Annotated in this window: 26 protein-coding genes and 3 pseudogenes; 16 read left to right on the top strand and 13 right to left on the bottom strand. The window is 68.6% G+C overall.

Translation table 11 applies throughout. The features are described 5' to 3' along the window. The first annotated feature begins 192 nt into the window (after positions 1–192). The 7 genes and pseudogenes from sufB (at position 193) to G4G29_RS11080 (ending at position 6,865) form a co-directional block, all read left to right on the top strand. On the top strand, positions 193–1,611 hold the full coding sequence (sufB, locus tag G4G29_RS11110; protein ID WP_183150171.1) for a Fe-S cluster assembly protein SufB: 1,419 nt from the start codon (positions 193–195) through the stop codon (positions 1,609–1,611). Continuing rightward, the gene (gene sufD, locus G4G29_RS11105; protein ID WP_183150170.1) at positions 1,612–2,817 is read left to right on the top strand and encodes a Fe-S cluster assembly protein SufD; all 1,206 of its coding nucleotides are present in this window, start codon (positions 1,612–1,614) and stop codon (positions 2,815–2,817) included. Further along, entirely contained in the window at positions 2,814–3,140 is a 327-nt protein-coding gene (locus G4G29_RS11100) for a non-heme iron oxygenase ferredoxin subunit (protein ID WP_183150169.1), read from the top strand. Before sufD ends, G4G29_RS11100 begins: the two co-directional genes overlap by 4 nt. A gap of 3 nt (positions 3,141–3,143) precedes the next feature. Further along, complete coding sequence (sufC, locus tag G4G29_RS11095) at positions 3,144–3,914, top strand: Fe-S cluster assembly ATPase SufC (protein ID WP_183150168.1); 771 nt, start codon at positions 3,144–3,146, stop codon at positions 3,912–3,914. 9 nt (positions 3,915–3,923) lie between these two features. Beyond that, entirely contained in the window at positions 3,924–4,253 is a 330-nt protein-coding gene (locus tag G4G29_RS11090) for a metal-sulfur cluster assembly factor (protein WP_017202280.1), read from the top strand. Between the two features lie 93 nt (positions 4,254–4,346). Further along, a pseudogene (locus G4G29_RS11085) lies at positions 4,347–5,498 on the top strand (aminotransferase class I/II-fold pyridoxal phosphate-dependent enzyme). Further along, on the top strand, positions 5,495–6,865 hold the full coding sequence (locus G4G29_RS11080) for an MFS transporter (RefSeq protein WP_183150167.1): 1,371 nt from the start codon (positions 5,495–5,497) through the stop codon (positions 6,863–6,865). The pseudogene G4G29_RS11085 and the gene G4G29_RS11080 overlap by 4 nt, the downstream one beginning before the upstream one ends. On the opposite strand, the gene G4G29_RS11075 is transcribed toward G4G29_RS11080, so the two are convergent. After that, the gene (locus G4G29_RS11075) at positions 6,828–7,412 is read right to left on the bottom strand and encodes a TetR family transcriptional regulator (protein ID WP_183150166.1); all 585 of its coding nucleotides are present in this window, start codon (positions 7,410–7,412) and stop codon (positions 6,828–6,830) included. The two genes, G4G29_RS11080 and G4G29_RS11075, sit on opposite strands and share 38 nt — an antisense overlap. Before the next feature lie 84 nt (positions 7,413–7,496). On the opposite strand from G4G29_RS11075, the gene G4G29_RS11070 reads away from it, so the two are divergent. Genes G4G29_RS11070 through G4G29_RS21990 form a run of 3 tightly spaced genes read left to right on the top strand, consistent with a single transcriptional unit; the run spans position 7,497 to position 8,784 of the window. Further along, positions 7,497–8,195, top strand: coding sequence for an ABC transporter ATP-binding protein (locus G4G29_RS11070; protein WP_183150165.1), 699 nt, complete (start codon positions 7,497–7,499; stop codon positions 8,193–8,195). Then, entirely contained in the window at positions 8,192–8,509 is a 318-nt protein-coding gene (locus G4G29_RS21995; protein WP_244631908.1) for a hypothetical protein, read from the top strand. The genes G4G29_RS11070 and G4G29_RS21995 overlap by 4 nt, the downstream gene beginning before the upstream one ends. 14 nt (positions 8,510–8,523) lie before the next feature. Further along, positions 8,524–8,784, top strand: coding sequence for an energy-coupling factor transporter transmembrane protein EcfT (locus tag G4G29_RS21990; RefSeq protein ID WP_244631906.1), 261 nt, complete (start codon positions 8,524–8,526; stop codon positions 8,782–8,784). Between the two features lie 2 nt (positions 8,785–8,786). Here G4G29_RS21990 and G4G29_RS21985 read toward each other — a convergent pair whose 3' ends face one another. The 4 genes and pseudogenes from G4G29_RS21985 to G4G29_RS21975 form a co-directional block, all read right to left on the bottom strand. Next, positions 8,787–9,200 carry a hypothetical protein gene (locus G4G29_RS21985; RefSeq protein ID WP_244631904.1) on the bottom strand — a complete coding sequence of 138 codons (414 nt, stop codon included), beginning with the start codon at positions 9,198–9,200 and terminating at the stop codon, positions 8,787–8,789. Between the two features lie 131 nt (positions 9,201–9,331). Then, positions 9,332–10,099 carry an acyltransferase family protein gene (locus tag G4G29_RS21980; RefSeq protein ID WP_244631902.1) on the bottom strand — a complete coding sequence of 256 codons (768 nt, stop codon included), beginning with the start codon at positions 10,097–10,099 and terminating at the stop codon, positions 9,332–9,334. Positions 10,100–10,196: 97 nt separating this feature from the next. After that, on the bottom strand, positions 10,197–10,868 hold the full coding sequence (locus G4G29_RS11055; RefSeq protein WP_183150164.1) for a response regulator transcription factor: 672 nt from the start codon (positions 10,866–10,868) through the stop codon (positions 10,197–10,199). 508 nt (positions 10,869–11,376) lie between these two features. Beyond that, a pseudogene (locus G4G29_RS21975) lies at positions 11,377–11,469 on the bottom strand (hypothetical protein); the annotation flags it as partial. Between the two features lie 154 nt (positions 11,470–11,623). On the opposite strand from G4G29_RS21975, the gene G4G29_RS21970 reads away from it, so the two are divergent. Then, positions 11,624–11,998 carry a hypothetical protein gene (locus G4G29_RS21970; protein WP_244631901.1) on the top strand — a complete coding sequence of 125 codons (375 nt, stop codon included), beginning with the start codon at positions 11,624–11,626 and terminating at the stop codon, positions 11,996–11,998. Positions 11,999–12,126: 128 nt separating this feature from the next. Here the strand turns inward: G4G29_RS21970 and G4G29_RS11045 are convergent, their stop codons facing one another. After that, entirely contained in the window at positions 12,127–12,738 is a 612-nt protein-coding gene (locus tag G4G29_RS11045; protein WP_183150163.1) for a VTT domain-containing protein, read from the bottom strand. A gap of 164 nt (positions 12,739–12,902) precedes the next feature. Here G4G29_RS11045 and abc-f point away from each other — a divergent pair, with 164 nt between their 5' ends. The 3 genes from abc-f to G4G29_RS11030 are packed head-to-tail and all read left to right on the top strand — an operon-like array spanning position 12,903 to position 15,830. Next, entirely contained in the window at positions 12,903–14,501 is a 1,599-nt protein-coding gene (gene abc-f / locus G4G29_RS11040) for a ribosomal protection-like ABC-F family protein (protein WP_017202270.1), read from the top strand. Positions 14,502–14,530: 29 nt separating this feature from the next. After that, the gene (locus G4G29_RS11035; RefSeq protein ID WP_183150162.1) at positions 14,531–15,199 is read left to right on the top strand and encodes an HAD hydrolase-like protein; all 669 of its coding nucleotides are present in this window, start codon (positions 14,531–14,533) and stop codon (positions 15,197–15,199) included. Between the two features lie 40 nt (positions 15,200–15,239). Further along, positions 15,240–15,830, top strand: a complete 591-nt coding sequence (locus G4G29_RS11030) for a pyridoxamine 5'-phosphate oxidase family protein (RefSeq protein WP_183150161.1) — start codon at positions 15,240–15,242, stop codon at positions 15,828–15,830. A 36-nt stretch (positions 15,831–15,866) separates the two neighbouring features. On the opposite strand, the gene G4G29_RS11025 is transcribed toward G4G29_RS11030, so the two are convergent. From G4G29_RS11025 to G4G29_RS11010, 4 genes are read right to left on the bottom strand one after another with little or no spacing between them, the layout of a single operon-like run. Next, the gene (locus G4G29_RS11025; protein ID WP_183150160.1) at positions 15,867–16,679 is read right to left on the bottom strand and encodes an SURF1 family protein; all 813 of its coding nucleotides are present in this window, start codon (positions 16,677–16,679) and stop codon (positions 15,867–15,869) included. Next, entirely contained in the window at positions 16,676–16,870 is a 195-nt protein-coding gene (locus G4G29_RS11020; RefSeq protein ID WP_183150159.1) for a hypothetical protein, read from the bottom strand. Before G4G29_RS11020 ends, G4G29_RS11025 begins: the two co-directional genes overlap by 4 nt. Next, entirely contained in the window at positions 16,867–17,214 is a 348-nt protein-coding gene (locus G4G29_RS11015; RefSeq protein ID WP_183150158.1) for a DUF3099 domain-containing protein, read from the bottom strand. Before G4G29_RS11015 ends, G4G29_RS11020 begins: the two co-directional genes overlap by 4 nt. A 55-nt stretch (positions 17,215–17,269) precedes the next feature. Next, entirely contained in the window at positions 17,270–17,626 is a 357-nt protein-coding gene (locus G4G29_RS11010; RefSeq protein WP_183150157.1) for a DUF4190 domain-containing protein, read from the bottom strand. A 424-nt stretch (positions 17,627–18,050) separates the two neighbouring features. On the opposite strand from G4G29_RS11010, the gene G4G29_RS11005 reads away from it, so the two are divergent. Next, positions 18,051–18,761, top strand: a complete 711-nt coding sequence (locus G4G29_RS11005; protein ID WP_183150156.1) for a beta-ketoacyl-ACP reductase — start codon at positions 18,051–18,053, stop codon at positions 18,759–18,761. A 15-nt stretch (positions 18,762–18,776) separates the two neighbouring features. Here G4G29_RS11005 and G4G29_RS11000 read toward each other — a convergent pair whose 3' ends face one another. From G4G29_RS11000 to glgC, 3 genes and pseudogenes are all read right to left on the bottom strand, one after another. Continuing rightward, complete coding sequence (locus G4G29_RS11000) at positions 18,777–19,472, bottom strand: alpha/beta fold hydrolase (protein ID WP_183150155.1); 696 nt, start codon at positions 19,470–19,472, stop codon at positions 18,777–18,779. Between the two features lie 43 nt (positions 19,473–19,515). Next, positions 19,516–20,150: pseudogene (gene serB / locus G4G29_RS10995) on the bottom strand (phosphoserine phosphatase SerB). A gap of 50 nt (positions 20,151–20,200) precedes the next feature. After that, positions 20,201–21,442, bottom strand: coding sequence for a glucose-1-phosphate adenylyltransferase (gene glgC / locus G4G29_RS10990; protein WP_183150154.1), 1,242 nt, complete (start codon positions 21,440–21,442; stop codon positions 20,201–20,203). A 46-nt stretch (positions 21,443–21,488) separates the two neighbouring features. Here glgC and glgA point away from each other — a divergent pair, with 46 nt between their 5' ends. After that, positions 21,489–22,673, top strand: coding sequence for a glycogen synthase (gene glgA / locus G4G29_RS10985; protein ID WP_183150153.1), 1,185 nt, complete (start codon positions 21,489–21,491; stop codon positions 22,671–22,673). Positions 22,674–22,677 lie beyond the last annotated feature (4 nt).

Below are 22,677 nucleotides of genomic sequence, written 5' to 3'. Positions count from 1 at the left end.
CTGGCAGGCGGAACCTGTAGAATCGGATTGTTGCGATGAGCGCTGACCGCGCTGAAGCATCGTCAACAGTTTAGGCGCGATGGAAGCGCCAGTGATGAGGGCCCACCAACGGCACCCGCTCCCGCAGACTCGACGGGGATCAGGTGTGTCGGGGCGGATGACACCGTTTGGGACCTGTGAGGAGAGTGTTGGATGTCGGATGTGCTGATCGACCGCCCGGAGCTTGACGGGCTGGGGGTGTACGAGTTCGGCTGGCACGACGAGGACGCTGCGGGTGCCGTCGCCAAGCGCGGGATCTCAGAGGAGGTCGTCCGCGGGATCTCGGCTCTCAAGAACGAACCCGAGTGGATGCTGAAGACCCGTCTCAAGGGCTACCAGCTCTTCGGCCGCAAGCCGATGCCGACCTGGGGTGCCGACCTCAGCGACATCGACTTCGACAACATCAAATACTTCGTCCGCTCCACCGAGAAGCAGGCGCAGAGCTGGGAAGACCTCCCCGCCGAGATCCGCGAGACCTACGAGCGCCTCGGCATCCCCGAGGCCGAGCGTCAGCGCCTCGTCGCGGGCGTCGCCGCGCAGTACGAGTCCGAGGTCGTCTACCACCAGATCCGCGAGGACCTGGAGGAGCAGGGCGTCATCTTCATGGACACCGACACCGCGCTGCGCGAGCACCCGGAGTTCTTCGAGGAGTACTTCGGCACGGTCATCCCCGCCGGTGACAACAAGTTCGCGGCGTTGAACACGGCCGTCTGGTCGGGCGGCTCCTTCGTCTACGTCCCCAAGGGCGTGCACGTCGAGATCCCGCTGCAGGCCTACTTCCGCATCAACACCGAGAACATGGGGCAGTTCGAGCGGACCCTGATCATCGCCGACGAGGACAGCTACGTCCACTACATCGAGGGCTGCACGGCGCCGATCTACAAGTCGGACTCCCTGCACTCGGCCGTGGTCGAGATCATCGTGAAGAAGAACGCGCGCGTGCGGTACACGACGATCCAGAACTGGTCGAACAACGTGTACAACCTGGTCACCAAGCGTGCGGTCGCACACGAGGGCGCGACCATGGAGTGGGTCGACGGCAACATCGGCTCCAAGGTGACGATGAAGTACCCGTCGATCTACCTGATGGGTGAGCACGCCAAGGGCGAGACGCTGTCCGTCGCCTTCGCCGGTCCTGGGCAGCACCAGGACGCCGGAGCGAAGATGATCCATATGGCGCCGTACACGCAGTCGTCGATCGTCTCGAAGTCGATCGCCCGCGGCGGAGGCCGTGCGGGCTACCGTGGCGAGGTCCGCGTCGATGCCAATGCGCACCACTCCGCGAACACTGTGCGCTGCGACGCACTCCTCGTCGACACCAAGTCCCGCTCCGACACGTACCCGGCGATCGACATCCGCGTCGACGACGTGCAGCTCGGCCACGAGGCCACGGTCTCGAAGGTGAGCGAGGAGCAGCTGTTCTACCTGCAGTCCCGCGGCATGCCGGAGGACGAGGCGATGGCGATGATCGTGCGCGGCTTCATCGAGCCGATCGCCCGGGAACTGCCCATGGAGTACGCGATGGAACTGAACAAGCTCATCGAGATGGGCATGGAAGGATCGGTCGGCTAAATGGCGGCCTCGACGACCGCGCCCAGCGAGGCGCAGCACACGAACGCGCACATCGACCCGGCAGCCCAGGTGGCCGACGCCGGATTCGTCCCGGTGCAGACCCGCTCCGAGCGTCCGCACTCCTTCGAGCCGGCCGACTTCGGGTCGCCCACCGGCCGCGAGGTCAACTGGAAGCACACTCCGGTCGCCCAGCTCGCGCCGCTGTTCACCACGGCCACGGCGAACGACGGCGTGGACGTGACTTTCGTCTCCGGCGGAGAGTACGCCGCTTCCGGCCTGAAAGCCGGTGACGCCCCGCGCGGAGAGGTCTTCCTCGCGGAGGACGTCACCGCAGCCGTGGCATGGCAGGGGAGTACCGACGCCCTGCACGTGCGCATCCCGCGCGAGGAAGAGGTCGCGGAGCCGATCCTCGTCGCCCTCAACGGTCTGGGCGCCGATCGTCGTGCGGATGCGCACATCGTGATCGAGGCGCTGGAGCACAGCGTCGCGACCGTCGTGCTGCAGCACAAGGGCTCGGCCCAGTACGCGCAGAACGTCGAGATCATCGTCCGCGACGGCGCGAAGCTCACCGTCGTGTCGGTCCAGCAGTGGGACGACGACGCCGTGCATGCCGCGGCGCACCAGGCCCGCGTCGGTGCCGATGCCACCCTCAAGCACTTCGTGGTCAGCTTCGGCGGCGGCGTCGTGCGCGTGAACCCCAGCGTGGAACTCGCGGGCTCCGGGTCGGAAGGCTACCTCTACGGGCTTTCCTACGCCGATGCCGGGCAGCACCTCGAGAGTCAGGTGTACCTGCACCACAAGGGCCCGCACACCAAGGGCGACGTGCTGTACAAGGGCGCCCTGCAGGGTCAGAGCGCCCACAGCGTCTGGATCGGCGACGTGCTGATCGGCGCCGACGCGACAGGAACAGACTCCTACGAGGCCAACCGCAACCTGGTGCTCACCGAGGGCGCGCGCGCCGACTCGATCCCGAACCTCGAGATCGAGACGGGTGACATCCTCGGTGCCGGTCACGCGAGTGCCACCGGTCGCTTCGACGACGAGCAGCTCTTCTACCTGCAGGCCCGCGGTATCACCGAGGAAGAGGCCCGACGGCTCGTCGTGCTCGGATTCCTCACCGACATCGTGCAGCGCCTCGGCATCCCCGCCCTCGAGACCGAGCTGCTGGCGGCCATCGAGACGGAGCTCGCCGAGGTGAGCGCATGACCGCGGAGCGCGTCTGCGGCGTCGCCGACCTCGAGCAGGACACCCCCCTGCGTGTCGAGCCGAGTGGAGTGCCGATCACCGTGATCAAGGACGGGGAAGGTGTGATCCACGCGATCGGCGACACCTGCACCCACGGTGACATCTCGCTGTCCGAGGGCTTCGTGGAAGGCGACACGGTGGAGTGCTGGGCTCACGGCTCCGCATTCTCCCTGCTCACCGGCAAGCCCCAGAATCTCCCCGCATATGAGCCCGTTCCGGTCTACGTCGTCCAGATCGACGGCGACGACGTGCTCATCGATCCGACTGTGATTAAGGAAGTCTGAAGAATGTCTGTTCTCGAGATCCGCGACCTGCACGTGACGGTCGAGACCGAGGCGGGGACCACCCCGATCCTCAACGGAATCAACCTCACCATGAACACCGGTGAGACGCACGCCATCATGGGCCCCAACGGCTCCGGCAAGTCCACCTTGGCCTACACGATCGCCGGTCACCCGAAGTACACGGTGACCTCCGGCTCGATCACGTTCGACGGCCAGGACGTCCTGGCGATGAGCGTCGACGAGCGCGCTCGCGCCGGGCTCTTCCTCGCCATGCAGTACCCGGTGGAGATCCCCGGCGTCACGGTGACGAACTTCCTGCGCACCGCGAAGACGGCGCTCGACGGCGAAGCCCCCGCGATCCGCGGCTGGACCAAGGACGTCAAGGCCGCCATGTCGAACCTGCGCATGGACCCGAAGTTCGCGCAGCGCAACGTCAACGAGGGCTTCTCCGGTGGCGAGAAGAAGCGTCATGAGATCCTGCAGCTCGAGGTGCTGAAGCCGAAGTTCGCGATCCTCGACGAGACCGATTCCGGCCTCGACGTCGACGCGCTCAAGATCGTCTCCGAGGGCGTCAACCGCGCGAAGGAGTCCACCGGACTCGGCGTGCTGCTGATCACGCACTACACCCGCATCCTCCGCTACATCCGCCCCGACTTCGTCCACGTCGTCGTCGCCGGGAAGATCGTCGAAGAGGGCGGACCCGAGCTCGCCGACCGGCTGGAGAACGAGGGATACGACCGTTTCCTCGACCCTGCAGCCCCTATCGAGGCGTAGGCTGATCGCATGACAGCGACCCTCACGGACGAGAAGTACGACGCGGTCACCGAGGCTCTCAAAGACGTCATGGACCCCGAGCTCGGGATCAATGTCGTCGACCTCGGCCTCATCTACGACCTCGCCTGGGATGACGAGAACGATGCTCTCGTCATCCACATGACGCTGACCAGCGCGGGCTGCCCTCTCACCGACGTCCTCGAAGACCAGACCGCTCAGGCGCTGGACAACGTCGTCGATCGGTTCCGGATCAACTGGGTCTGGATGCCGCCGTGGGGTCCGGAGCGGATCACCGACGACGGGCGCGACATGATGCGCGCGCTCGGCTTCGCCATCTGACCCCGCACGAGAGCACCGTCGAGAGGCGGTCTGTGCGCGCGCGTCGGCTCCGATGACACGGCGACGGCGCGTGTCGGAACCTCGGGAGGACCCATGCTTCAGGTGAAGGCCCTGTCTCTGGCGGAGCTTCGTGAGCGCAGCAGCGAGAAATGGCGGGAGTACCCCGCAGACGTCCTTCCGCTGTTCGTCGCCGAGACCGACTTCCCGCTCGCCCCCGCGATCACCGCGGCCCTGCAGCGTGCGGTCGAGCTCGGAGACACGGGCTACGTCGCGTCGAGGACACCGCTCGCCGCCTCCTTCGCGGCGTTCGCTAGCCGACGGTACGGGTGGGAGCCCGACCCTGCGCGTATGCGCAGCACGGCGGACGTGAGCATGGGGATCGTGGAGCTTCTGCGGCGCGTCACTCAGCCGGGGAGCGCGTGGTCGTCACGCCGCCCGTGTACCCGCCGTTCTACGACCTCGTGGAGGAAGCCGGCGCCGAGGTCGAGCGTGTGCCGCTCCGCGACACCGGAACGCGGTGGGAGCTCGACCTGGACGGCATCCGCGAGGCATTCGAGGGCGGGGCCACGGCGATCCTGCTCTGCAACCCGCACAACCCGACCGGCACGGTGCACGATCGAGAGTCTCTCCGCGCTCGCGGAGCTCGCCGAGGAATTCGGTGTGGCGGTGGTCTCCGACGAGATCCACGCGCCGCTCGCACAGCCCGGTACCGGCTTCACCCCGTTCCTCGCGGTCAGCGACGCCGCAGCGCGCGTCGGCTACGCGGTCGTCAGCGCCAGCAAGGCCTTCAATCTCGCGGGCCTCAAGTGCGCTCTGATGGTGACGGCAGATGACGAGACCAGCGCGGTCGTTCGAGGACTCCCGGTGGAAGTCGAATGGCGCACGGGCCAGTTCGGGCTGCTCGCCGCCGTCGCCGCGTTCTCGGAGGAGAGCGACCCGTGGCTCGACGGGTTGCTGCGCACACTGGATGAGAACAGGGTGCTCCTCGAAGACCTCCTCGCCGCGCACCTTCCCGCCGCGCGCTATCGGCTCCCCGACGCCGGGTACCTCGCGTGGATCGACCTCGCCGCACTCGAGTGGGGTGAGAACCCCGCACGACGCATCCTCCGGGACGCGAAGGTGGCCCTGCACTTCGGTCCGGCGTTCGGCGCGGAGGGAGCCGGGTTCGTGCGGCTGAACTTCGGTACCAGTCCGGAGATCCTCACCGAGGCCATCGAGCGCATCGCCGCGCTCGTGGGCCGATGACGCCGCCCGCCGACGTCGCCACGATCTGGGATCGCCACCGCATCTGGGTCACCCTCGGCGCGGTCGCGCTGATCTTCCTCGCAGCGATCGAGGCGCTCGCGGTGACGACGGTGATGCCCATCGTCAGCGCGGCGCTCGACGGGGAGGCCCTGTTCGCGGTGGCCTTCGCCGGCACGCTCGCCACGAGCGTGATCGGCATGGTCGCCACGGGGGCGTGGTCGGATGCGCGGGGGCCGCGCGGCGCGCTCTACGTCGCCGTGACGCTGTTCATCATCGGGCTGCTGCTGTCGGGCTTCGCGGTGACGATGCACCAGTTCCTGCTCGGCCGTCTGGTCCAGGGGCTCGGCACGGGCGGTCAGACGGTGGCGCTGTACGTCGTCGTCGCCCGGTTGTACCCGCCGCACCTGCACGGCAGGATCTTCGCGGCCTTCGCCGCGGCCTGGGTGGTGCCGTCGATGGTCGGTCCGTTCCTCGCCGGGGCCGTGGCAGAGTACCTGGATTGGCGCTGGGCGTTCCTGGGAGTCGCGGTCCTCACCGCTGCGGCCTTCCTGATGATCGCCGTGCGGCTCCGCGGTGTCGACCTCGGTCACGGGGAGCCACAGGATCGTGGTGCGCTCGTCGTCCGCCTCCTGCTCGCCGTCGTCGTGGCGGTGCTGGCCGTCGTGGTCGGCTTCTCGGCCGACATGACGCCGTCCGTCGGGTGGCCGGTGGCGCTCGCTGCGGTCCTCGCCATCGGAGTCGCCGTCCTGCCGTTGCTGCCCCGACGCACGCTTCGGGCGGGGCGCGGGCTCCCGAGCGTCGTGTTGATGCGCGGCATCGCGGCGGGAGCGTTCTTCGCCGCCGAGGCCTACATCCCGTACCTGCTGATGAAGAAGTTCGGCTTCAGCGCGACCTGGGCCGGTATCGCCTTGATGCTCGCGGCGCTGGCGTGGGCGGGTGCATCCGCACTGCAGGGACGCTTCGGCGAGCGGCTGGGGAACCGTCGCATCACCCTGATCAGTCTCGGTATGCTGCTGATCGCGCTCTCCTGCGTCTTCGTCGCCGCGGTCTTCGACGTGTCTCCCCTCCTGGTCGTGGTCGGCTGGGCGTTCGCCGGCGGTGGCATGGGGCTGCTGTACCCGCGACTCACGGTGCTGACCCTGGCCTACTCGGATGAGACCAACCAGGGCTTCAACTCCTCGGCGCTGTCGATCTCGGATGCCACCGGTTCCGCCGTCGCGATCGCCCTCGCGGGTCTGGGTGTCGCGTCTCTGGGCGGCGAGGCCGGCGCGTTCGGGGTGGTGTTCGCCTTCTGCATCGCTCTGCTGGCGGTTGGGGTGGTGCCCGGCCTCAGGCTCGGGCACGCGGCGGAGTCGCCCGTTCGCTGAGGTCTCCTGCGAGAGACGCGACCCCGAGGTCGAAGACGCGATCGAGTCCTGCGGTCACATCGGGCTCGGCTGCGGCGGGCAATGCGCCGTGACTGTCGGCATGCATGCGCTGCTGCACGAGAGTGGCGTGTCCGAGCACGAAATGCAGGAGCGCCGCTCCGCGGTCGTCGGCATCGTTCGCGCCCTGTGCGCGGAGGGCCTCCGTGAGCACGCCCTGCGCGTGCGAGGAGCCGAGCTGGAGGGCATAGGTGCTGAGCACGAGCTCTGCACCGTCCCGGTAGGCGAACAGCGCGTCACGGATGCCACGGGCGGTCGCGAGCACGCCGCGGCCGTCCCCGGGGATCGAGGCTGTGATGCGGTCGGCCAGTTCGGCGAGCAGCTCCTGTTTGTTCGCGAAGTGCCAGTAGAGCGCACTGGGCTGTACGTCGAGCCGGGCGGCGATGCGTCGCATCGAGAGGTCGGCGAGTCCGACCTCGTCGAGGAGGGCGAGTGCGCTGCGGGCGACGCTGTCGCGGTCGTGCCGTGCCTGATTCGTCTCCGGACTCATGCTCCGATTATAGTGAACGACGTTCAGGTGAACGGTGTTCAGGACTGATCCGAGATACGGGGACGATTGCGGGGAGGGGGCGTCATGACGGGCGCAGCGGAGGTCACGGTGGCATCCATCTCGCTCGACCGCGTCTCGGTGCGGCTCGACGAAAGGCCGGTCCTGCACGACATCTCGGTGGAGCTGACCGCTCCGACGATCGCCGTGATCGGTGCGAACGGATCGGGCAAGTCGACGTTCGCGCGACTGCTGAACGGGCTGGTGGCCCCCACCAGCGGGAGGGTCTCGGTGCACGGGCTCGACAGCGTTCAGGACCGCGTGGCCGTCCGACGGCGCGTCGGGTTCGTGTTCACCAACCCGGATGCGCAGATCCTGATGCCGACGCCGGCCGAAGACCTCGCCCTGTCGTTGCGCGGGCGTCCGAAGCAGGAAGTGGCCGACCGGGTGCGTGCGACGCTCTCTTCGCACGGACTGGGCGCGCACGCCGACGTCCCCGCGTCGAGCCTGTCCGGTGGTCAGAAGCAGATGCTCGCCCTCGCCTCCGTGCTGATCACCGAGCCGAAGCTGATCGTGGCCGACGAGCCGACGACGCTCCTCGACCTGCGCAATGCGCGGCGCATCGGCGATCTCCTGCTCGCACAGGAGGCACAGGTCGTGGTGGTGACGCATGACCTCGACCTGGCAGCTCGCTGCGAGGCTGTCGTGCTGTTCGACGAAGGGCGGGTCGTCGCATCGGGCGACCCCGCTGCCGTGATCGACGCGTATCGGCGGGCGTGCGCGTGATCGCGCTGTACCGTGACGGCACCGGCATCCTGCATCGTGCTCCGGCTGGCCTCAAGCTCGCCGCGCTGGCCGTCGGCGCGCTCGTGCTGTCGATGTATCCGCACGACGCCGTGAGCATCGCTCTCTCGCTCCTGGTGGTCCTCGGTTTGTACGGCGTCGCCGGCCTGTCGTTCCGGGTCCCGGTCGCGGAGATCTGGCGTCTGCGGTGGATCATCCTCGTGCTCGCCGCCGCGCTCGTGATCTTCGTCTCGCCGCTCGCTGCGTGGATCAACACGGGCGCGTCGTCGCCGTGCTGCTCCTTGCGAGCCTGCTGACGCTCACGACACGCATGTCCGATCTCCTCGCCGTCCTGCATCGGCTTCTGCGTCCGCTCCGTCGGTTCGGACGGGATCCGGATGCGGTGGCGCTCACGATCTCGCTGACGATCACGACGGTCCCGGTGATCGCAGGGTTCGCCCACCGCGTGCGAGAGGCGGAGCGGGCGCGAGATGTGCGGCTCGGCGTCCGCACGGTCGTCCCCGTGCTGGTGATGGCGCTGCGGCATGCGGACGACGTGGGCGACGCGCTGGCAGCGCGGGGCATGGGCTGACCCTACGCAGGGACGAGCGTGGGCGCGCCGGACGAGGGGAGCGACCCGCCCGCGGCGGCGAGTCTGAGGGCTCCGACGATCAGCGCCACCGCGAGCAGCGCCGTGGCGACCGACGTACCGAGGGCCAGGAGCAGCACGACGCCGACCAGACCGCTCACGGCACCGACCGCGAGGCGAGTCGCCGAAGCGGTGGCCCGCGGTGCCGGCTCCGATTCGAACCGGGCCAGGGCCACGGCCACGAGCCCGGTGAGGGCCAGCGAGGTCGCGAGCCAGAGCGGACGGGCCGCCCACCAGTCCGGGCTGTCGAGCGCCGGGAGAACGGCGCCGGTGGTCAGTGCGTAGACGGCGGTCGCCCCGGCCATCACGAGCAGGACGGGCATGTGCCAGAGGTAGATCGTCATCGTGCGTGCGGTCACGAATCCGGTGAAGGCCGCGACACGCGGGCGGCGACTGAAACGCTCGAGGCGTTCGCGGTGCAGCGACAGCAGACTGGTGTGCGCGATGCCGACGAGCAGGAGTCCTGCGGTCGGCGGGTTGATGTTCGCGATCAGGTCGGGGAGTAGAGCCCCGTCACGAACGTGAGGAGGAGGAGGAGGGACAGGGCTCCGATGCCCGCGACGGCCCTGACGCGGCGGCTGAGGGCGTCGATGCGTCCGTCGGCCAGGAAGAAGCCGAGTTGCTGCAGCGCCATCCACACGAATGCGAGGTTCAGGAAGCCGAGCCCGTCGAGCCCCGTCGCTGCACGCAGCATGTCGACCGCGACGGATGCCGCGGCCAGCGCACCGATCGTGCGGAAGGGGGCGTGCTCGTGGGCCGAGGCCAGCAGAGGAAGCAGCACCTGGCAGAGCAAAAAGACGCCGAGGAACCAGAGCGGCTGCCCGTAGCGGAAGCCGGCCGTCGCGATCAGGTCGGCCGGAACACCGGAGATCGTCAGGAGCGCGAGTCCGACACCGACGACCGCGATCGTGAAGACGGCCGGTCGCAGCAGGCGGTGAACGCGGCCGGCGACGAACCCGACCGCCGTCCCGCCGCGTTCGCGCATCCGACGGTGGGCGAGCAGCCCGGAGAAGCCCCCGATCACGAAGAACAGCGGCATCACCTGGAGCAGCCAGCTGAGCGGGGCGATCCACCCGGTGCCGTCGCTGGCGTTGTCGAACACGGGACCGCCGTCGGAGACCGTGACACCGACCATGATCGAGTGCAGCACGACGACGCCGACAACGCACAGCGCCCTGACGAAGTCGATCCCGGTGTCGCGGGATGCGTGCCGCGATGGTGCGGAAGCGACGGTATGCGGCGCCTGGACGATGGCCATGGGTCCTCCTCGGGAGCGGTGTCCCAGGAGACTATGGACGCGGTGGCCGCGGGGACATCACCCTCGGGTGCTGTTGCGCCCCCTACGGCGGGGTGAGTCAGGAGGACGGCTCGACGAGTCCCGTGTCATAGGCGAGGATCACCGCATGCACGCGGTCGCGCAGGGTCAGCTTCGCCAGCACCTTGCCAACGTGCGTCTTCACGGTCTGCTCGGCGATGAAGAGGTCGCCGGCGATCTCGCTGTTCGAACGCCCCTTGCCGATCAGGATCAGCACCTCTCGCTCGCGGTCGGTCAGCTCTGCCAACGCGGTCGACGAGCGCGGGGCGCGCGGGCGACGACCGGCGAACTGCTCGATCATCCGTCGAGTGACGCTCGGAGCGAGCAGGGCATCTCCGCCCGCCACGACCCGCACCGCGTGCACGAGCTCCTCGGGTAGAGCATCCTTCAGCAGGAAGCCGCTGGCACCGGCCTCGAGTGCGTCGTATACGTAGTCGTCGATGTCGAAGGTGGTCAACATGAGGATCCGCGGGACGTGCGCTGCCGGGTAGGACGGACCGAGGATGCGCCGGGTGGCCTCGATGCCGTCGAGCTCCGGCATGCGCACATCCATCAGGATCACGTCGGGGTCCAGGCGAGCCGCCAGCGCGACCGCCTCGGCGCCGTTCGCGGCCTGGCCTGCCACGCGGATGCCCTCGTGAGCGCCGAGGAGTGCGGCGAAACCGGCTCGCACCATGGCCTGGTCGTCGGCGATGAGCACGCTGATCGTCACGGAGTCTCCTTGTCGAGTGCAGGGGAGGGGGCATGGGGGCACCGGGGTCGAGGGGGAGCACGGCATCCACATCCCATCCGCCGTCCGCCGCAGGTCCGGCGGAGAGGCTTCCCCGAGGATCTCGGCCCGCTCGCGCATGCCGCGGAGGCCGTATCCGCCCACGTGTCCCTCCGGGCGGTGCGGAGGTGCGGCGTTGTGGACACGGATGCGGATGCTGTGGGCCTCGGCGTGCAGGCGAACGGCGATCCGGGCGCCGGGCGCGTGGCGTACCGCGTTGCTCAGGGCCTCCTGGACGATTCGGAAGGCGGCGATCTGCACGGCCGAGGGCGCTCCGGCGGCGGCCTCCCCTCCTTCGAGCACCAGCCCGACCTCGACACCGGCGCGACGGATGCTCGACGAGGGCGGGGATGTCGTCGATGCCCTGTTGCGGTGCCAGCTCGGCCGTCTGGTCCTCGGTACGCAGCACTCCGAGCATGCGACGCATCTCGGTGAGGGAGCTGCGAGCCGTCGCCGCGATGTCGTCGAACTCGGCGGTCGCCGCGTCTGTGAGGTCCGGGATGCGGTAGCGGGCCGTGGAGGCCTGCACCTGGATCACCGACATGCTGTGAGCGACCACATCGTGCAGCTCACGGGCGATCCGGGTGCGTTCCTCCACCAGGGCGCGTCTGGCCTCTTCGAGAGCGCTGTGCTCCTTCTCACGCGAGAGCTCGGCGGCGACCCGCACACGTCCGGCGACCAGGGCGGCGATGAGGAACATGGCCGACGCGACAGCGGTGGTGACGATGAGGTCGGCCGTGGCACTCGCCGAGGACTCGGGCAATGCGACCATGTCGGGACGGAGCACGGGCGCGAGGAGCGAAGCGATCGCGCCGAGGATCAGTGCGAACGCTCCGAGTCGTGCGCCGTGGAGGAAGGTGACGACCCCGACGAAGACGACGAAGACCAGGAGGGCGGGCACGGACCACGGCCAGGGCGATTGGATCGCCGACTCGGGGATGACGATGAGCGGCAGGACGAGTGCAGCGGCGGTGAAGAGGCCGATGGCCCACACCGGGCGGGCGATCGCGAGCAGAGGTGACCCGCACAGCGCGGCCCCGAGGACGAAGGACAGCGGCAGCGGTGTTCCGTAGAGGACCGTCTGCAGCGGCACGAGGGTCGCGTACAGCGCCACGACCGCCGCACCCAGGGCGACGAGCGCGGCGGTGCGACGGTTGATCCGTTGGCGCAGCGGTGGGCGCTCGGCGGCGTGCCATGACTTTCATCCTGCCAGTCGAGGAGACGGTGCGCGGCGGCGACGGGCCGCGGCGACCCGGTCGATCGCGAAGCCGATCACGAGCGCGATGCCGATGCCGGCGCTGAGCAGCGGCTGGTCCTTGATCCACGCCCCGGCGAGGAGGCCGATGACGAGGCTGAAGATGCTCCAGCTGACGCCGGCGATCAGACTCAGCGGAAGGAAGCGGCGCCAGGGGAAGCCGAGAGCGCCGGCCGACATGTTGACGGCCACGCGCCCCACCGGGATGTACCGGGCCCCGAGGATGAGGGTCGCGCTGCGTCGATCCAGCGCACGCTGCGCGTGTTCGAATGCCGCGGCGATCCGAGGGCGCTTCATCCAGGCGAACCGGGTCGTGCCGAGTCCCCTGCCGATCACGAAGGCGATGTTGTCGCCGATGGCCGCGCCCACGGCGGCGACAGCACCCAGGAGCAGTAGATTCCCTTCTCCGGTGGAGGCGGTCACGGCTGCGGCGGCGACGAGCACGGTCTCGCTCGGCACGGGCGGGAAGAAGCCGTCGATGACGGTGACGGCGAACAGGACCAGATACAGCCAGGGCGAGGCGATGGCCTGCATGATGAGCTCGTTGAGGATGTCCACTCGAGCACGTTATGCAGCGGGTGCGTCGGCGGGCATCACTCCCGAGTATCGCTCCCGTCACTCTCCGGAGTGATCTTCCTGACCGTCGCTCCCTGCCGCGCCGCTTATACTGGGAGGCTGGCCGATCGGCCGAACACACCTCCCTGGAAGAACGGACGTCCGCTGTGCTTGCCGTGCACGACCTCGAGATCCGCGTTGGCGCGCGCCTGCTGATGGAGAACGTCTCGTTCCGTGTCGCCGACGGAGACAAGATCGGACTCGTCGGCCGCAACGGGGCCGGCAAGACCACACTCACCAAGGTGCTGGCCGGTGATGTCCTGCCCTCCGGTGGCAGTGTGACCCGCTCCGGCGAGCTCGGCTATCTGCCGCAGGACCCGCGGTCCGGCAACCCGGAGGACCTGGCGCGCACGCGCATCCTGGATGCTCGTGGCCTCGGCCAGCTCAACCTCGGCATGACCGAGGCGGCGCTCGCGATGGGCTCGGACGACCCCGCCGTCGCCGACAAGGCCATGAAGCGCTACGCCCGTCTCACCGAGCAGTTCGAAGCGCAGGGTGGATACGCGGCCGAGGCCGAGGCGGCGTCGATCGCCAACAACCTGTCGCTGCCTGATCGCATCCTCGACCAGCCGCTCTCGACCCTGTCCGGTGGTCAGCGGCGTCGTATCGAGCTCGCCCGCATCCTCTTCTCCGACGCGCAGACGATGATCCTCGACGAGCCGACGAACCACCTCGACGCCGACAGTGTCGTGTGGCTGCGTGAGTTCCTCAAGGGCTACAAGGGCGGGCTGATCGTGATCAGCCACGATGTCGAACTCGTGGGCGAGACCGTGAACCGTGTCTTCTACCTCGATGCGAACCGTCAGGTCATCGACACCTACAACATGAACTGGAAGAACTACCTGCGCCAGCGGGTGGCCGACGAGGAGCGCCGCAAGAAGGAGCGCGCCAACGCCGAGAAGAAGGCGACGACCCTGCAGCTGCAGGCCGCCCGCTTCGGGGCGAAGGCCTCGAAGGCCGCGGCCGCGCATCAGATGATCGCGCGCGCCGAGAAGCTGCTCGCCGGACTCGACGAGGTCCGCCAGGAAGACAGGGTGGCGAAACTGCGCTTCCCCAAGCCGGCGCCCTGCGGCAAGACGCCGATGATGGCGAGCGGGCTGTCGAAGTCGTACGGTTCGCTCGAGATCTTCACCGATGTCGACCTCGCGATCGATCGTGGTTCCAAGGTGGTCGTGCTCGGGCTCAACGGCGCGGGCAAGACCACGTTGCTGCGCATGCTCGCGGGCGTCGATCAGCCCGACACGGGACAGCTGGAGCCGGGGCACGGTCTCAAGGTCGGCTACTACGCCCAGGAGCACGAGAACCTCGACGTGAATCGCTCGGTGCTCGAGAACATGGTCTCGGCCGCACCCCACATCACCGAGACCGAGGCGCGCAAGGTGCTGGGCTCGTTCCTCTTCACGGGAGACGACGTCCTCAAACCCGCGGGTGTGCTGTCGGGCGGCGAGAAGACGCGTCTCTCGCTGGCCACGCTCGTCGTGTCCTCGGCGAACCTGCTGCTGCTCGACGAGCCGACCAACAACCTCGACCCCGCCTCGCGCGAGGAGATCCTCGGTGCGCTCGCACACTACGAGGGTGCGGTGGTGCTCGTGTCGCACGACCCTGGTGCCGTGCAGTCGCTCAACCCCGAGCGTGTGCTGATCCTGCCCGACGGTGTCGAAGACATCTGGAGCCAGGAGTACCAGGACCTCATCGAACTCGCCTGAATGTCGGTATCGGCTTGTAGCGTGACGGAATGGACTTGGATCGCATCCGTGCCGTGTGCTGGGACTGGAACGGCACGCTGCTCGACGACACGGAGATCTGCCGGCAGGTGATGAACTCCGTGCTCGAGGAGCACGCGCTCCCGGTGCTGGCCGACGGGCACGCGTACCGGTCGGTCTTCCGGTTCCCGATCCGTGATTTCTACGGCGCGGTTGGACTCGGCGACGACCTGTTCGTGCCTGCCGCGACGTCGTACCTGGAATTGCTCGCGGCGCGCGTCGGAGAAGCGCAGCTGCATGCCGATGCGCGTTCGACGCTGTGTGCACTCCAGGCGTACGGCCTCCGCCAGGTTCTCGCCTCAGCGACCCTTCCCCAGGCCCTCGCTCGTCAGATGGAGCCACACGATCTCGGCGCTGTGTTCGAGCAGGTGCTGTCGATCGACGACCCGTATCGCGCCTCGAAGCACGAGGTCATCGGCGCGTGGCTCGCCGCGTCGGGGCTGGCGGCGAACGAGGTCCTCGTGATCGGCGACACCAACCACGACCGGGAGATCGCTCACGATCTCGGCGCCGTCTTCCTCCACTTCGACGGCGGTCATCAGGCCTGGTCCGGCGACACCCCGCGCATCGAGGCGCTGGGGGAGTTGGTCGACCTGCTGGCTCCGCTCCGCGTGCGCGTCGGTTCCGTCGAGGTCGACTGAACCGAGGTGTCGGCTGCCCTCCCATGGCATAGTCGGATGCATGGCGGCACGACAGACTCCTTCTTCCTCGGAGTTCCGCGAATGGCTGCGCGCGCAACCGGCTCTCACCGGCACCGCACCGCGTCTCGACCTCACCGACCTCCCCGACGATCCGGTGCCGATGTTCCTCGAATGGATCAGGACCGCTGCCGCCGGCGGGGTTCCCGAACCCCACACGGCGACGCTGGCGACGGTGGACGGGGCGGGGGTGCCGGATTCGCGCACCTTGATCCTGAAAGACGCCGATTCCCGCGGGTGGGCGTTCGCCGGGACGCGATCGTCGGGTAAGGCTGCGCACATCGGCGCGCACCCCGTGGCGGCGCTGAACTTCTGGTGGCAGCCGCACAGGCGGGCGGTCCGCATCCGCGGACGGGTCGAAGAGGTGTCGCCGGCCGAGAGCGAGGCCGACCTCGCCGCACGTTCCGCCGCGGCGCGTGACGGCATCGCCCCCGGAGACTGGGTTCTCTGGCGGATCCTCGCGGAGCGTGTCGAGTTCTGGCAGGGCGCGCCCGACCGCAACCACACGCGGATCGTCTACGAGCGTCGGGGTGGCGAATGGTCGCGCACGGTGACCGGCACGACTCTCGTCTGACAAGCAGACCCGAAGGCGGTGAACGCGCCCGCGTGCTCAACGCACGTCGAGCAGCTCGTCCTCCACGTCGGCATCGTGGTCCTTGCGTTTCGACTTCTTGACCGGAGCGGGGATTCCCTCGACCTCTTCGCGGTGCTTCACGATCTCGGTGCGGATGATGTATCCGATGAAGATGAAGCCCATCAGGGCGAACAGGATCCACTGGATCGCGTACGACAGGTGAGGGCCGGGGTCGTCCGTTGGCGAGTCGAAGCCGCCCAGTGCGACGCTCCCCGCAGGGTCCTCGCTCATCAGGCGTCCATAGGCGCCGGTGATGACCTCGCCGTCGACCTGTTCAGCGATCGACGGCAGGTTGATGGTAGGCACCTGGCCGTCGGGGGCGCCTCGCCCGGACGCAGGCAGCTGCTCGCCCGGTCGCAGACGTGCGGTCACCACGACCTCGCCCTCCGGCGGTGCGGGTACGGCGTCGGGCGCATCGCCCTCACCGGGCGGCACCCATCCGCGGTCGACGATGAACACGCGGCCGTCCACGTCGCGGAAGGGCACGAGCACCTCGAATGCACTTGTCCCGCCGTGTGGACGATTCCGCACGAGGAGCTGCTGCTCGGCGAGGTATTCGCCCCGCAGGGTCACGGGGTGCCATTCGTCCGACGGGTCGAGTTCGCCGTCCTGGCCGATCAGGTCGGCGAGCGGCACCGGCTCCGCGTCGTAGTTCTGCTCCACGAGCTCGATCTGTGCCGCGCGGTCCTCGTTGCGTTCGAACTGCCAGTTCGAGAGGAAGACGCACGCGATGGCGAATCCGATGGCGATCAGTACGTAGACGGCCCACCGGGTCAGTCGTCGACTCATCCGGGAACCCCGTCGCGCACCGTCACCGGGAAGTCACGGGCGGCGAGGTAGTCGCGGAGGAACCCCACGTGCTCGTCGCAGGCCGGCCAGATCTTCTCGCGGTTGGCGGCATGGATGCGGGGGTTGCGCCATACGACGTGGCTGGTGGCGGCGCTCCGGCACCCGGCGCGCGCGCATTCGAGGTCTGTCATCGGTCCTTCGGGCCTTCATGGATCGTGAACACGTGCGTTGCGGGGGCTTCGCCCTCGATCGGAGTCGGCTCCGGGGCATCGAGCTCGCGAACGGGGGACTCGGCCGTCGTCTCGGTGCTGTCGCTGCCGGCATTCGCGAAGACCACGGCGATATACGGAAGAACGGCCGCCGAGATGCCGAAGACCCACGTGTACCACCCATACGGCTGCACGAGCACCATGAGGCCGAAGCACACGATGCGGATCGTCATCGTCAGGGCATAGCGGCGCACGCGATGGTCTGCCTCGTCCCGCGGGGACTGCGGCAGTGAGGTGACAGCCGGGACTTCACGCGTGTTCTTCACGATGACTCAAGCCTACGCCGGTGCGGGCGCGCCGGCATGCCGGTGTGCCTTCGGCTCAGCTCGAGAAGACGAAGGGAAGTGTGAACGCTCCGAGGAACAGGAAGCTGATGATGGTGCTGACGAGCACGAACGCTCCGATGCCGACCACCGCGTAGCCGAGGATGAGGCCGGTGATGGCCAGTCCGCGGCCGCCGATCGACGGATCGCGCTTGGTCTGTCCGAGCGCCATGTGGCCGGTGATGACGGCCGCGATCGAGGCCAGCAGCGGGATGATCGCCCAGAACAGCGCGACTCCGGCGATGCCGCAGACCAGGGACGTGATGGCCAGTCCGCTTGTGGGGCGTTGCGCGACTCCGGGGTACCCCTGTGCGCCGTAGGGTGCGTACCCAGGCTGCTGCGGTGCCGGTTGCATCGGAGCGACAGCGTACGCGGGCTGGGCGAGAGGTGGGGCGTAGCCGGCCTGCGGCGGTGCCGCGGGCGGGGCGCCATAGGCGGACGGGCCGGCTGCGGGGGAGGGCGGCGTGGCCGCCGGATAGGTGGGCGCGGCGCCCGGGTAGCTCTGGATCGGCTGCGGCGCGGGCTCTACCGGATGCGCCGGGAGGGCGGGCGCTGCCGTCGGCTCGACCGGAGGTGGCGGCGGCGGGGGTGGGGTGAACGATGACTCATCGCGGGGGAGGGGGCCTGATTCTCGCTCACGGTGCAGCCTTTCGTCTCATTCAGGGTTCCAGTCGTCGCAGCGTCTGTCAAACGGTCTGCGATGGGCGCTGCCGGCATCGTCGGTAGGATCGGATGTGGCCCGGATCCCCGTGCCGTCGGCCCCTGTCAGGAGTGTGTCCATGAGCGCTGAGCGCGTCGTCCTCGTCACCGGCGGAAATCGCGGGATCGGTCGCGCGATCGCGGAGCGGTTCGTGCGTGACGGCTATCGGGTGGCCGTCACCGCCCGCAGCGGCGAAGGCCCCGAAGGAACGCTCACGGTCCGCGCCGATGTGACGGACGCGGCCGCGCTCGACGCCGCGTTCACCGAAGTGGAGCAGCAGCTCGGACCGGTCGAGATCGTCGTCGCCAACGCAGGCATCACCAAGGACACTCTGCTTCTCCGCATGAGCGAAGACGATTTCGACAGCGTGGTCGCCACCAATCTCGGTGGCACGTTCCGTGTCGTCAAGCGTGCGTCGAAGGGGATGCTCCGCGCGCGCTTCGGCCGCATCATCCTGATCTCGAGCGTGGTCGGCCTGTACGGTTCGGCAGGCCAGGTCAACTACTCCGCGTCGAAGAGCGCGCTGGTCGGATTCGCGCGATCGATCACCCGGGAACTCGGCGCACGGGGGATCACCGCGAACGTCGTGGCTCCCGGGTTCATCGAGACCGACATGACCGCCGAGCTGCCCGAAGAGACGCAGAAGCAGTACAAGGCGAACATCCCCGCAGCGCGCTTCGCGACTCCGGACGAGGTGGCTGGCGTCGTGACGTGGCTCGCGGGTGACGACGCCGGATACATCTCCGGCGCTGTCATCCCGGTCGACGGTGGCCTCGGGATGGGGCACTGACGCCGTCCCCGATCCTCAGCGCGCGATCGCGGCGTCGATCAGTTCGCCGAGGCGCTGCGGCACGGAGAACTGCGGCCAATGGCCGGATCCGATCCGCACGACCTCGGCGTCATCTATCGCGTGGAACTCTGCCGCGTATTCCTGCCACTGATCGATCATCCCGTCGAACGTCGACGAGTCGAGGCCGCCCATCAGCAGTGTCACCGGCACTCGGTACCGTCCGGGATCCGTGAGGGCGATGCCATCGGTCGGAACGCGAGCGGGAACGCCTCGCGTGAGCGGTAGCGTGTGTGCCCTGGTCTCCGCATCGAGATCCTCGATGTCTTCCTCGGGGAAGAAGTCCCAGCCGGGGAAGGGCACGACCCCGTCGACGACGTCGAACTCGCTGATCCCGTTCCCGGGCGGGGGCGGCACGGTGTCGATGAAGATCACCCGGCTCACGTGATCAGGCCGGGCATCCGCGACGCCCCAGGCGACGTTCCCGCCACCGCTGTGTCCGACGACCGCGACGTCGCCGTCGACCGAATCCACGGCCGCCACAGCCGCAGTGACCCAGTCGGCGATGCCGATGTCGCCGGAGTCGGATGCCGGTGCACCCCAGCCGGGCATGGTGAGGGCGTGCACGCGGTGGCCGGCCCGTTCGAGTGTGGGGGTCACCTCGTCCCAGCTCGATGCGTCGAGCCAGAGACCAGGGATGAGGATGATGTCCATGAGCCGACGCTAGTGGCGGGCGCGGACATTCACCACGGTGGTCCTACGGCAGCAGTGCGATGACCTCGGACAGGTCCTGCGGGCCGATCACGAGGCTGGCGGCCTCCCGCACGGCGGGTTTGGCGTTGAAGGCGAGCCCGAGTCCTGCCACCGCCATCATCTGCAGGTCGTTCGCCCCGTCGCCGATCGCGATCGTGGCCCGAGGAGTCACACCGAGCTCTGCCGCCCACTCCTGCAGGGACGAGGCTTTCGCGACACCGTCGACGATGTCGCCGTCCACGCGTCCGGAGAGCGACCCCGCGACCACCTCGAGGCGGTTCGCGCGCCATCGGTCGACGCCGAGTGCGGGCGCGACGTCGTCGAGGATCTCGTGGAACCCTCCGGAGACGACGCCGACGATGCCGCGGCGTTCGTGGACGGCAGCCGTGAGCGCACGCACACCAGGGGTCGGCTCGACGCGTGCCTTGACACGCTCGAACGCCGAGAGGGCACACCTTCGAGGGCCGCGACCCGGGAGCGGAGGCTCGTGGCGAAGTCGACCTCGCCCCGCATCGCCGCTTCCGTGGCGGCCTGCACCTCCGCACGCCGCCCCGCCTCGTCGGCGAGCAACTCGATCACCTCGTTGCGGATGAGGGTGGAATCGGCATCGAGGACGACGAGGAAACGCGCGGCGGTCACGGGTTCGAGCCTATCGAGCGCTCGAGCATGCGATGTGCCGCATGACGTCGTCAGCGTTCGATGAACACGCCCTTGCCGACCACGGTGATGCCGGACTCGGTGACGGTGAAGCCGCGCGCGAGATCACGCTCGCGGTCCACGCCGACGGTGGCCCCGTCCTCGAGGACCACGTTCTTGTCGAGGATCGCACGGTGGATGCGGGCTCCCTGGCCGACCTGCACGTGATCGAAGACGACCGAGTCGGTGATCGTCGACCCGCCGCCGGCGAGGGTCCACGGCCCGACGACGCTGCGCTCCAGGTGCGTTCCGGACAGCACGGAGCCGAGCGAGACGATCGAGTCGATCGCGTTGCCGATGCGGCCGACCGAGTCGCGGACGAACTTCGCGGGCGGCGAGTTGACGGCCTGCGAATGGATCGGCCACTCCATGTTGTAGAGGTTGAAAACGGGCAGGGTCGAGATCAGGTCGCGGTGTGCGTCGAAGAACGAATCGATGGTTCCGACGTCTCGCCAGTAGGAGCGGTCCCGCGGTGAGGATCCCGGCACCTCGTTCTGCTTCATGTCGTAGTACCCGGCCTCGCCCCGATCGACGAAGTACGGCACGATGTCGCCGCCCATGTCATGGCCGGAGGTGGGGGATTCGCCATCGGCCTCGACCGCGGCGATGAGCGCATCGGCATCGAAGATGTAGTTGCCCATCGAGGCGAGGACCTCGTGGGGGGAGTCCTCGAGGCCGGCGATGTCGGTCGGCTTCTCGAGGAACTGCTTGATCCGGCCGGACTCCGCGTCCGCGTCGATCACGCCGAACTGCGAGGCCAGGGCGAGCGGCTGGCGGATGCCGGCGACGGTCGCCTTCGCCCCGGACTCGATGTGGGCTTCGAGCATCTGTCGGAAGTCCATCCGATACACGTGGTCGGCGCCGATCACCACCACGATGTCGGGCTTCTCGTCGTTGATCAGGTTCATGCTCTGCAGGATCGCGTCGGCGGAGCCGGAGAACCATCGCTTGCCGAGCCGCTGCTGCGCCGGGACCGAGGTCACGTACGAGTCGAGGAGCGCCGACATGCGCCAGGTCTGTGAGATGTGCCGGTCGAGGCTGTGGGACTTGTACTGCGTCAGCACCACGATCTGGCGCAGGCCGGAGTTGATGAGGTTCGAGATCGCGAAATCGATCAACCGGTACTGTCCGCCGAAGGGCACTGCGGGTTTCGCGCGATCCGCGGTGAGCGGCATGAGTCGCTTGCCCTCGCCGCCGGCGAGGATGATCCCGAAGACCTTCTTTGGAGCGGACATGGCTCCACCATAGATGCGTTCCCGGCCGCTGTACTAGCGTTCAGACATGCGAGTCGAAATGATCACGAAGGAGTACCCGCCCGAGGTGTACGGCGGTGCCGGGGTGCACGTGGCGGAACTCGTCGCCGCGCTTCGCGAACACGTCGACGTGCGGGTCCGTGCGTTCGGGGGACCCAGGGACGAACCGGATACCTTCGCCTATCGGGCGCCGTCGGAACTCGCCGCCGCCAACCCCGCGCTGCAGACCCTGGGCACGGATCTCGAGATCGCCGCCGCCGTCGCCGATGCCGACCTCGTGCACAGCCACACCTGGTACGCGAACTTCGCAGGACACCTCGCCTCTCAACTGCACGGGATCCCGCACGTGCTCACGGCGCACAGCTTGGAGCCCCTCCGCCCCTGGAAGGCCGAGCAGCTCGGCGGCGGCTACGCGATCTCCAGCGGCATCGAGAAACTCGCCTACGAGAACGCCGCAGCCGTGATCGCCGTGAGTGCAGGGATGCGTGCCGACATCCTGCGCAGCTACCCGCAGGTCGACCCGGCGAAGGTGCGCGTGATCCACAACGGCATCGACGTCGAGCGGTGGCGGCCGGTGCGCGACACGGCTTTCCTGCAGTCGGTCGGACTCGACCCCGCGCGGCCGTCGGTCGTGTTCGTCGGGCGCATCACGAGGCAGAAGGGTCTGCCGTATCTGCTGCAGGCTGCGCGGCTGCTGCCTCCGGAGGTGCAGCTCGTCCTGTGCGCAGGCGCTCCTGACACGCCGGAGATCATGGCGGAGGTTCAGGAAGGCGTGCGGGCGCTCCAGCAGAGCCGGGACGGCGTCATCTGGATCGAGCGCATGCTGCCGCGCGACGAGCTGTCGGCGATCCTCACGGCGGCGACGACCTTCGTGTGCCCGTCGATCTACGAGCCTCTCGGGATCGTCAACCTCGAGGCGATGGCGTGCGGCGCGGCCGTCGTCGGCACCGCCACCGGGGGGATTCCCGAGGTCGTGGCGGACGGCGTCACCGGCCGGCTCGTCCCGATCGAGCAGCTGCAGGACGGCACAGGCACGCCGGTCGATCCGGAGCGCTATGTGGCCGACCTGGCCGCGGTCCTCACCGAGGTGGCCATGGATCCGGAACGCGCACGCGCCTACGGCGAGGCCGGGCGGGTGCGCGCACGAGACGAGTTCAGCTGGGCGGCGATCGCGGAGACGACGCGCGCGCTCTACGCGGAGCTGACCGCCTGAGCCG

This window comes from Microbacterium sp. Se63.02b (assembly GCF_014171575.1).
GTDB lineage: Bacteria > Actinomycetota > Actinomycetes > Actinomycetales > Microbacteriaceae > Microbacterium.
Note: the sequence above shows the minus strand (reverse complement) of the source record. Positions and strands in the feature narration are given on the sequence as shown.

Bases quoted from the DNA above. Each gene is read 5' to 3' on its own strand.
- sufB (WP_183150171.1), top strand. From the start codon at position 193: ATGTCGGATGTGCTGATCGACCGCCCGGAGCTTGACGGGCTGGGGGTG.
- sufD (WP_183150170.1), top strand. From the start codon at position 1,612: ATGGCGGCCTCGACGACCGCGCCCAGCGAGGCGCAGCACACGAACGCG.
- G4G29_RS11100 (WP_183150169.1), top strand. From the start codon at position 2,814: ATGACCGCGGAGCGCGTCTGCGGCGTCGCCGACCTCGAGCAGGACACC.
- sufC (WP_183150168.1), top strand. From the start codon at position 3,144: ATGTCTGTTCTCGAGATCCGCGACCTGCACGTGACGGTCGAGACCGAG.
- G4G29_RS11090 (WP_017202280.1), top strand. From the start codon at position 3,924: ATGACAGCGACCCTCACGGACGAGAAGTACGACGCGGTCACCGAGGCT.
- G4G29_RS11080 (WP_183150167.1), top strand. From the start codon at position 5,495: ATGACGCCGCCCGCCGACGTCGCCACGATCTGGGATCGCCACCGCATC.
- G4G29_RS11075 (WP_183150166.1), bottom strand. From the start codon at position 7,412: ATGAGTCCGGAGACGAATCAGGCACGGCACGACCGCGACAGCGTCGCC.
- G4G29_RS11070 (WP_183150165.1), top strand. From the start codon at position 7,497: ATGACGGGCGCAGCGGAGGTCACGGTGGCATCCATCTCGCTCGACCGC.
- G4G29_RS21990 (WP_244631906.1), top strand. From the start codon at position 8,524: ATGTCCGATCTCCTCGCCGTCCTGCATCGGCTTCTGCGTCCGCTCCGT.
- G4G29_RS21980 (WP_244631902.1), bottom strand. From the start codon at position 10,099: ATGGCCATCGTCCAGGCGCCGCATACCGTCGCTTCCGCACCATCGCGG.
- G4G29_RS21970 (WP_244631901.1), top strand. From the start codon at position 11,624: ATGGCCGACGCGACAGCGGTGGTGACGATGAGGTCGGCCGTGGCACTC.
- G4G29_RS11035 (WP_183150162.1), top strand. From the start codon at position 14,531: ATGGACTTGGATCGCATCCGTGCCGTGTGCTGGGACTGGAACGGCACG.
- G4G29_RS11030 (WP_183150161.1), top strand. From the start codon at position 15,240: ATGGCGGCACGACAGACTCCTTCTTCCTCGGAGTTCCGCGAATGGCTG.
- G4G29_RS11025 (WP_183150160.1), bottom strand. From the start codon at position 16,679: ATGAGTCGACGACTGACCCGGTGGGCCGTCTACGTACTGATCGCCATC.
- G4G29_RS11020 (WP_183150159.1), bottom strand. From the start codon at position 16,870: ATGACAGACCTCGAATGCGCGCGCGCCGGGTGCCGGAGCGCCGCCACC.
- G4G29_RS11010 (WP_183150157.1), bottom strand. From the start codon at position 17,626: ATGCAACCGGCACCGCAGCAGCCTGGGTACGCACCCTACGGCGCACAG.
- G4G29_RS11005 (WP_183150156.1), top strand. From the start codon at position 18,051: ATGAGCGCTGAGCGCGTCGTCCTCGTCACCGGCGGAAATCGCGGGATC.
- G4G29_RS11000 (WP_183150155.1), bottom strand. From the start codon at position 19,472: ATGGACATCATCCTCATCCCTGGTCTCTGGCTCGACGCATCGAGCTGG.
- glgC (WP_183150154.1), bottom strand. From the start codon at position 21,442: ATGTCCGCTCCAAAGAAGGTCTTCGGGATCATCCTCGCCGGCGGCGAG.
- glgA (WP_183150153.1), top strand. From the start codon at position 21,489: ATGCGAGTCGAAATGATCACGAAGGAGTACCCGCCCGAGGTGTACGGC.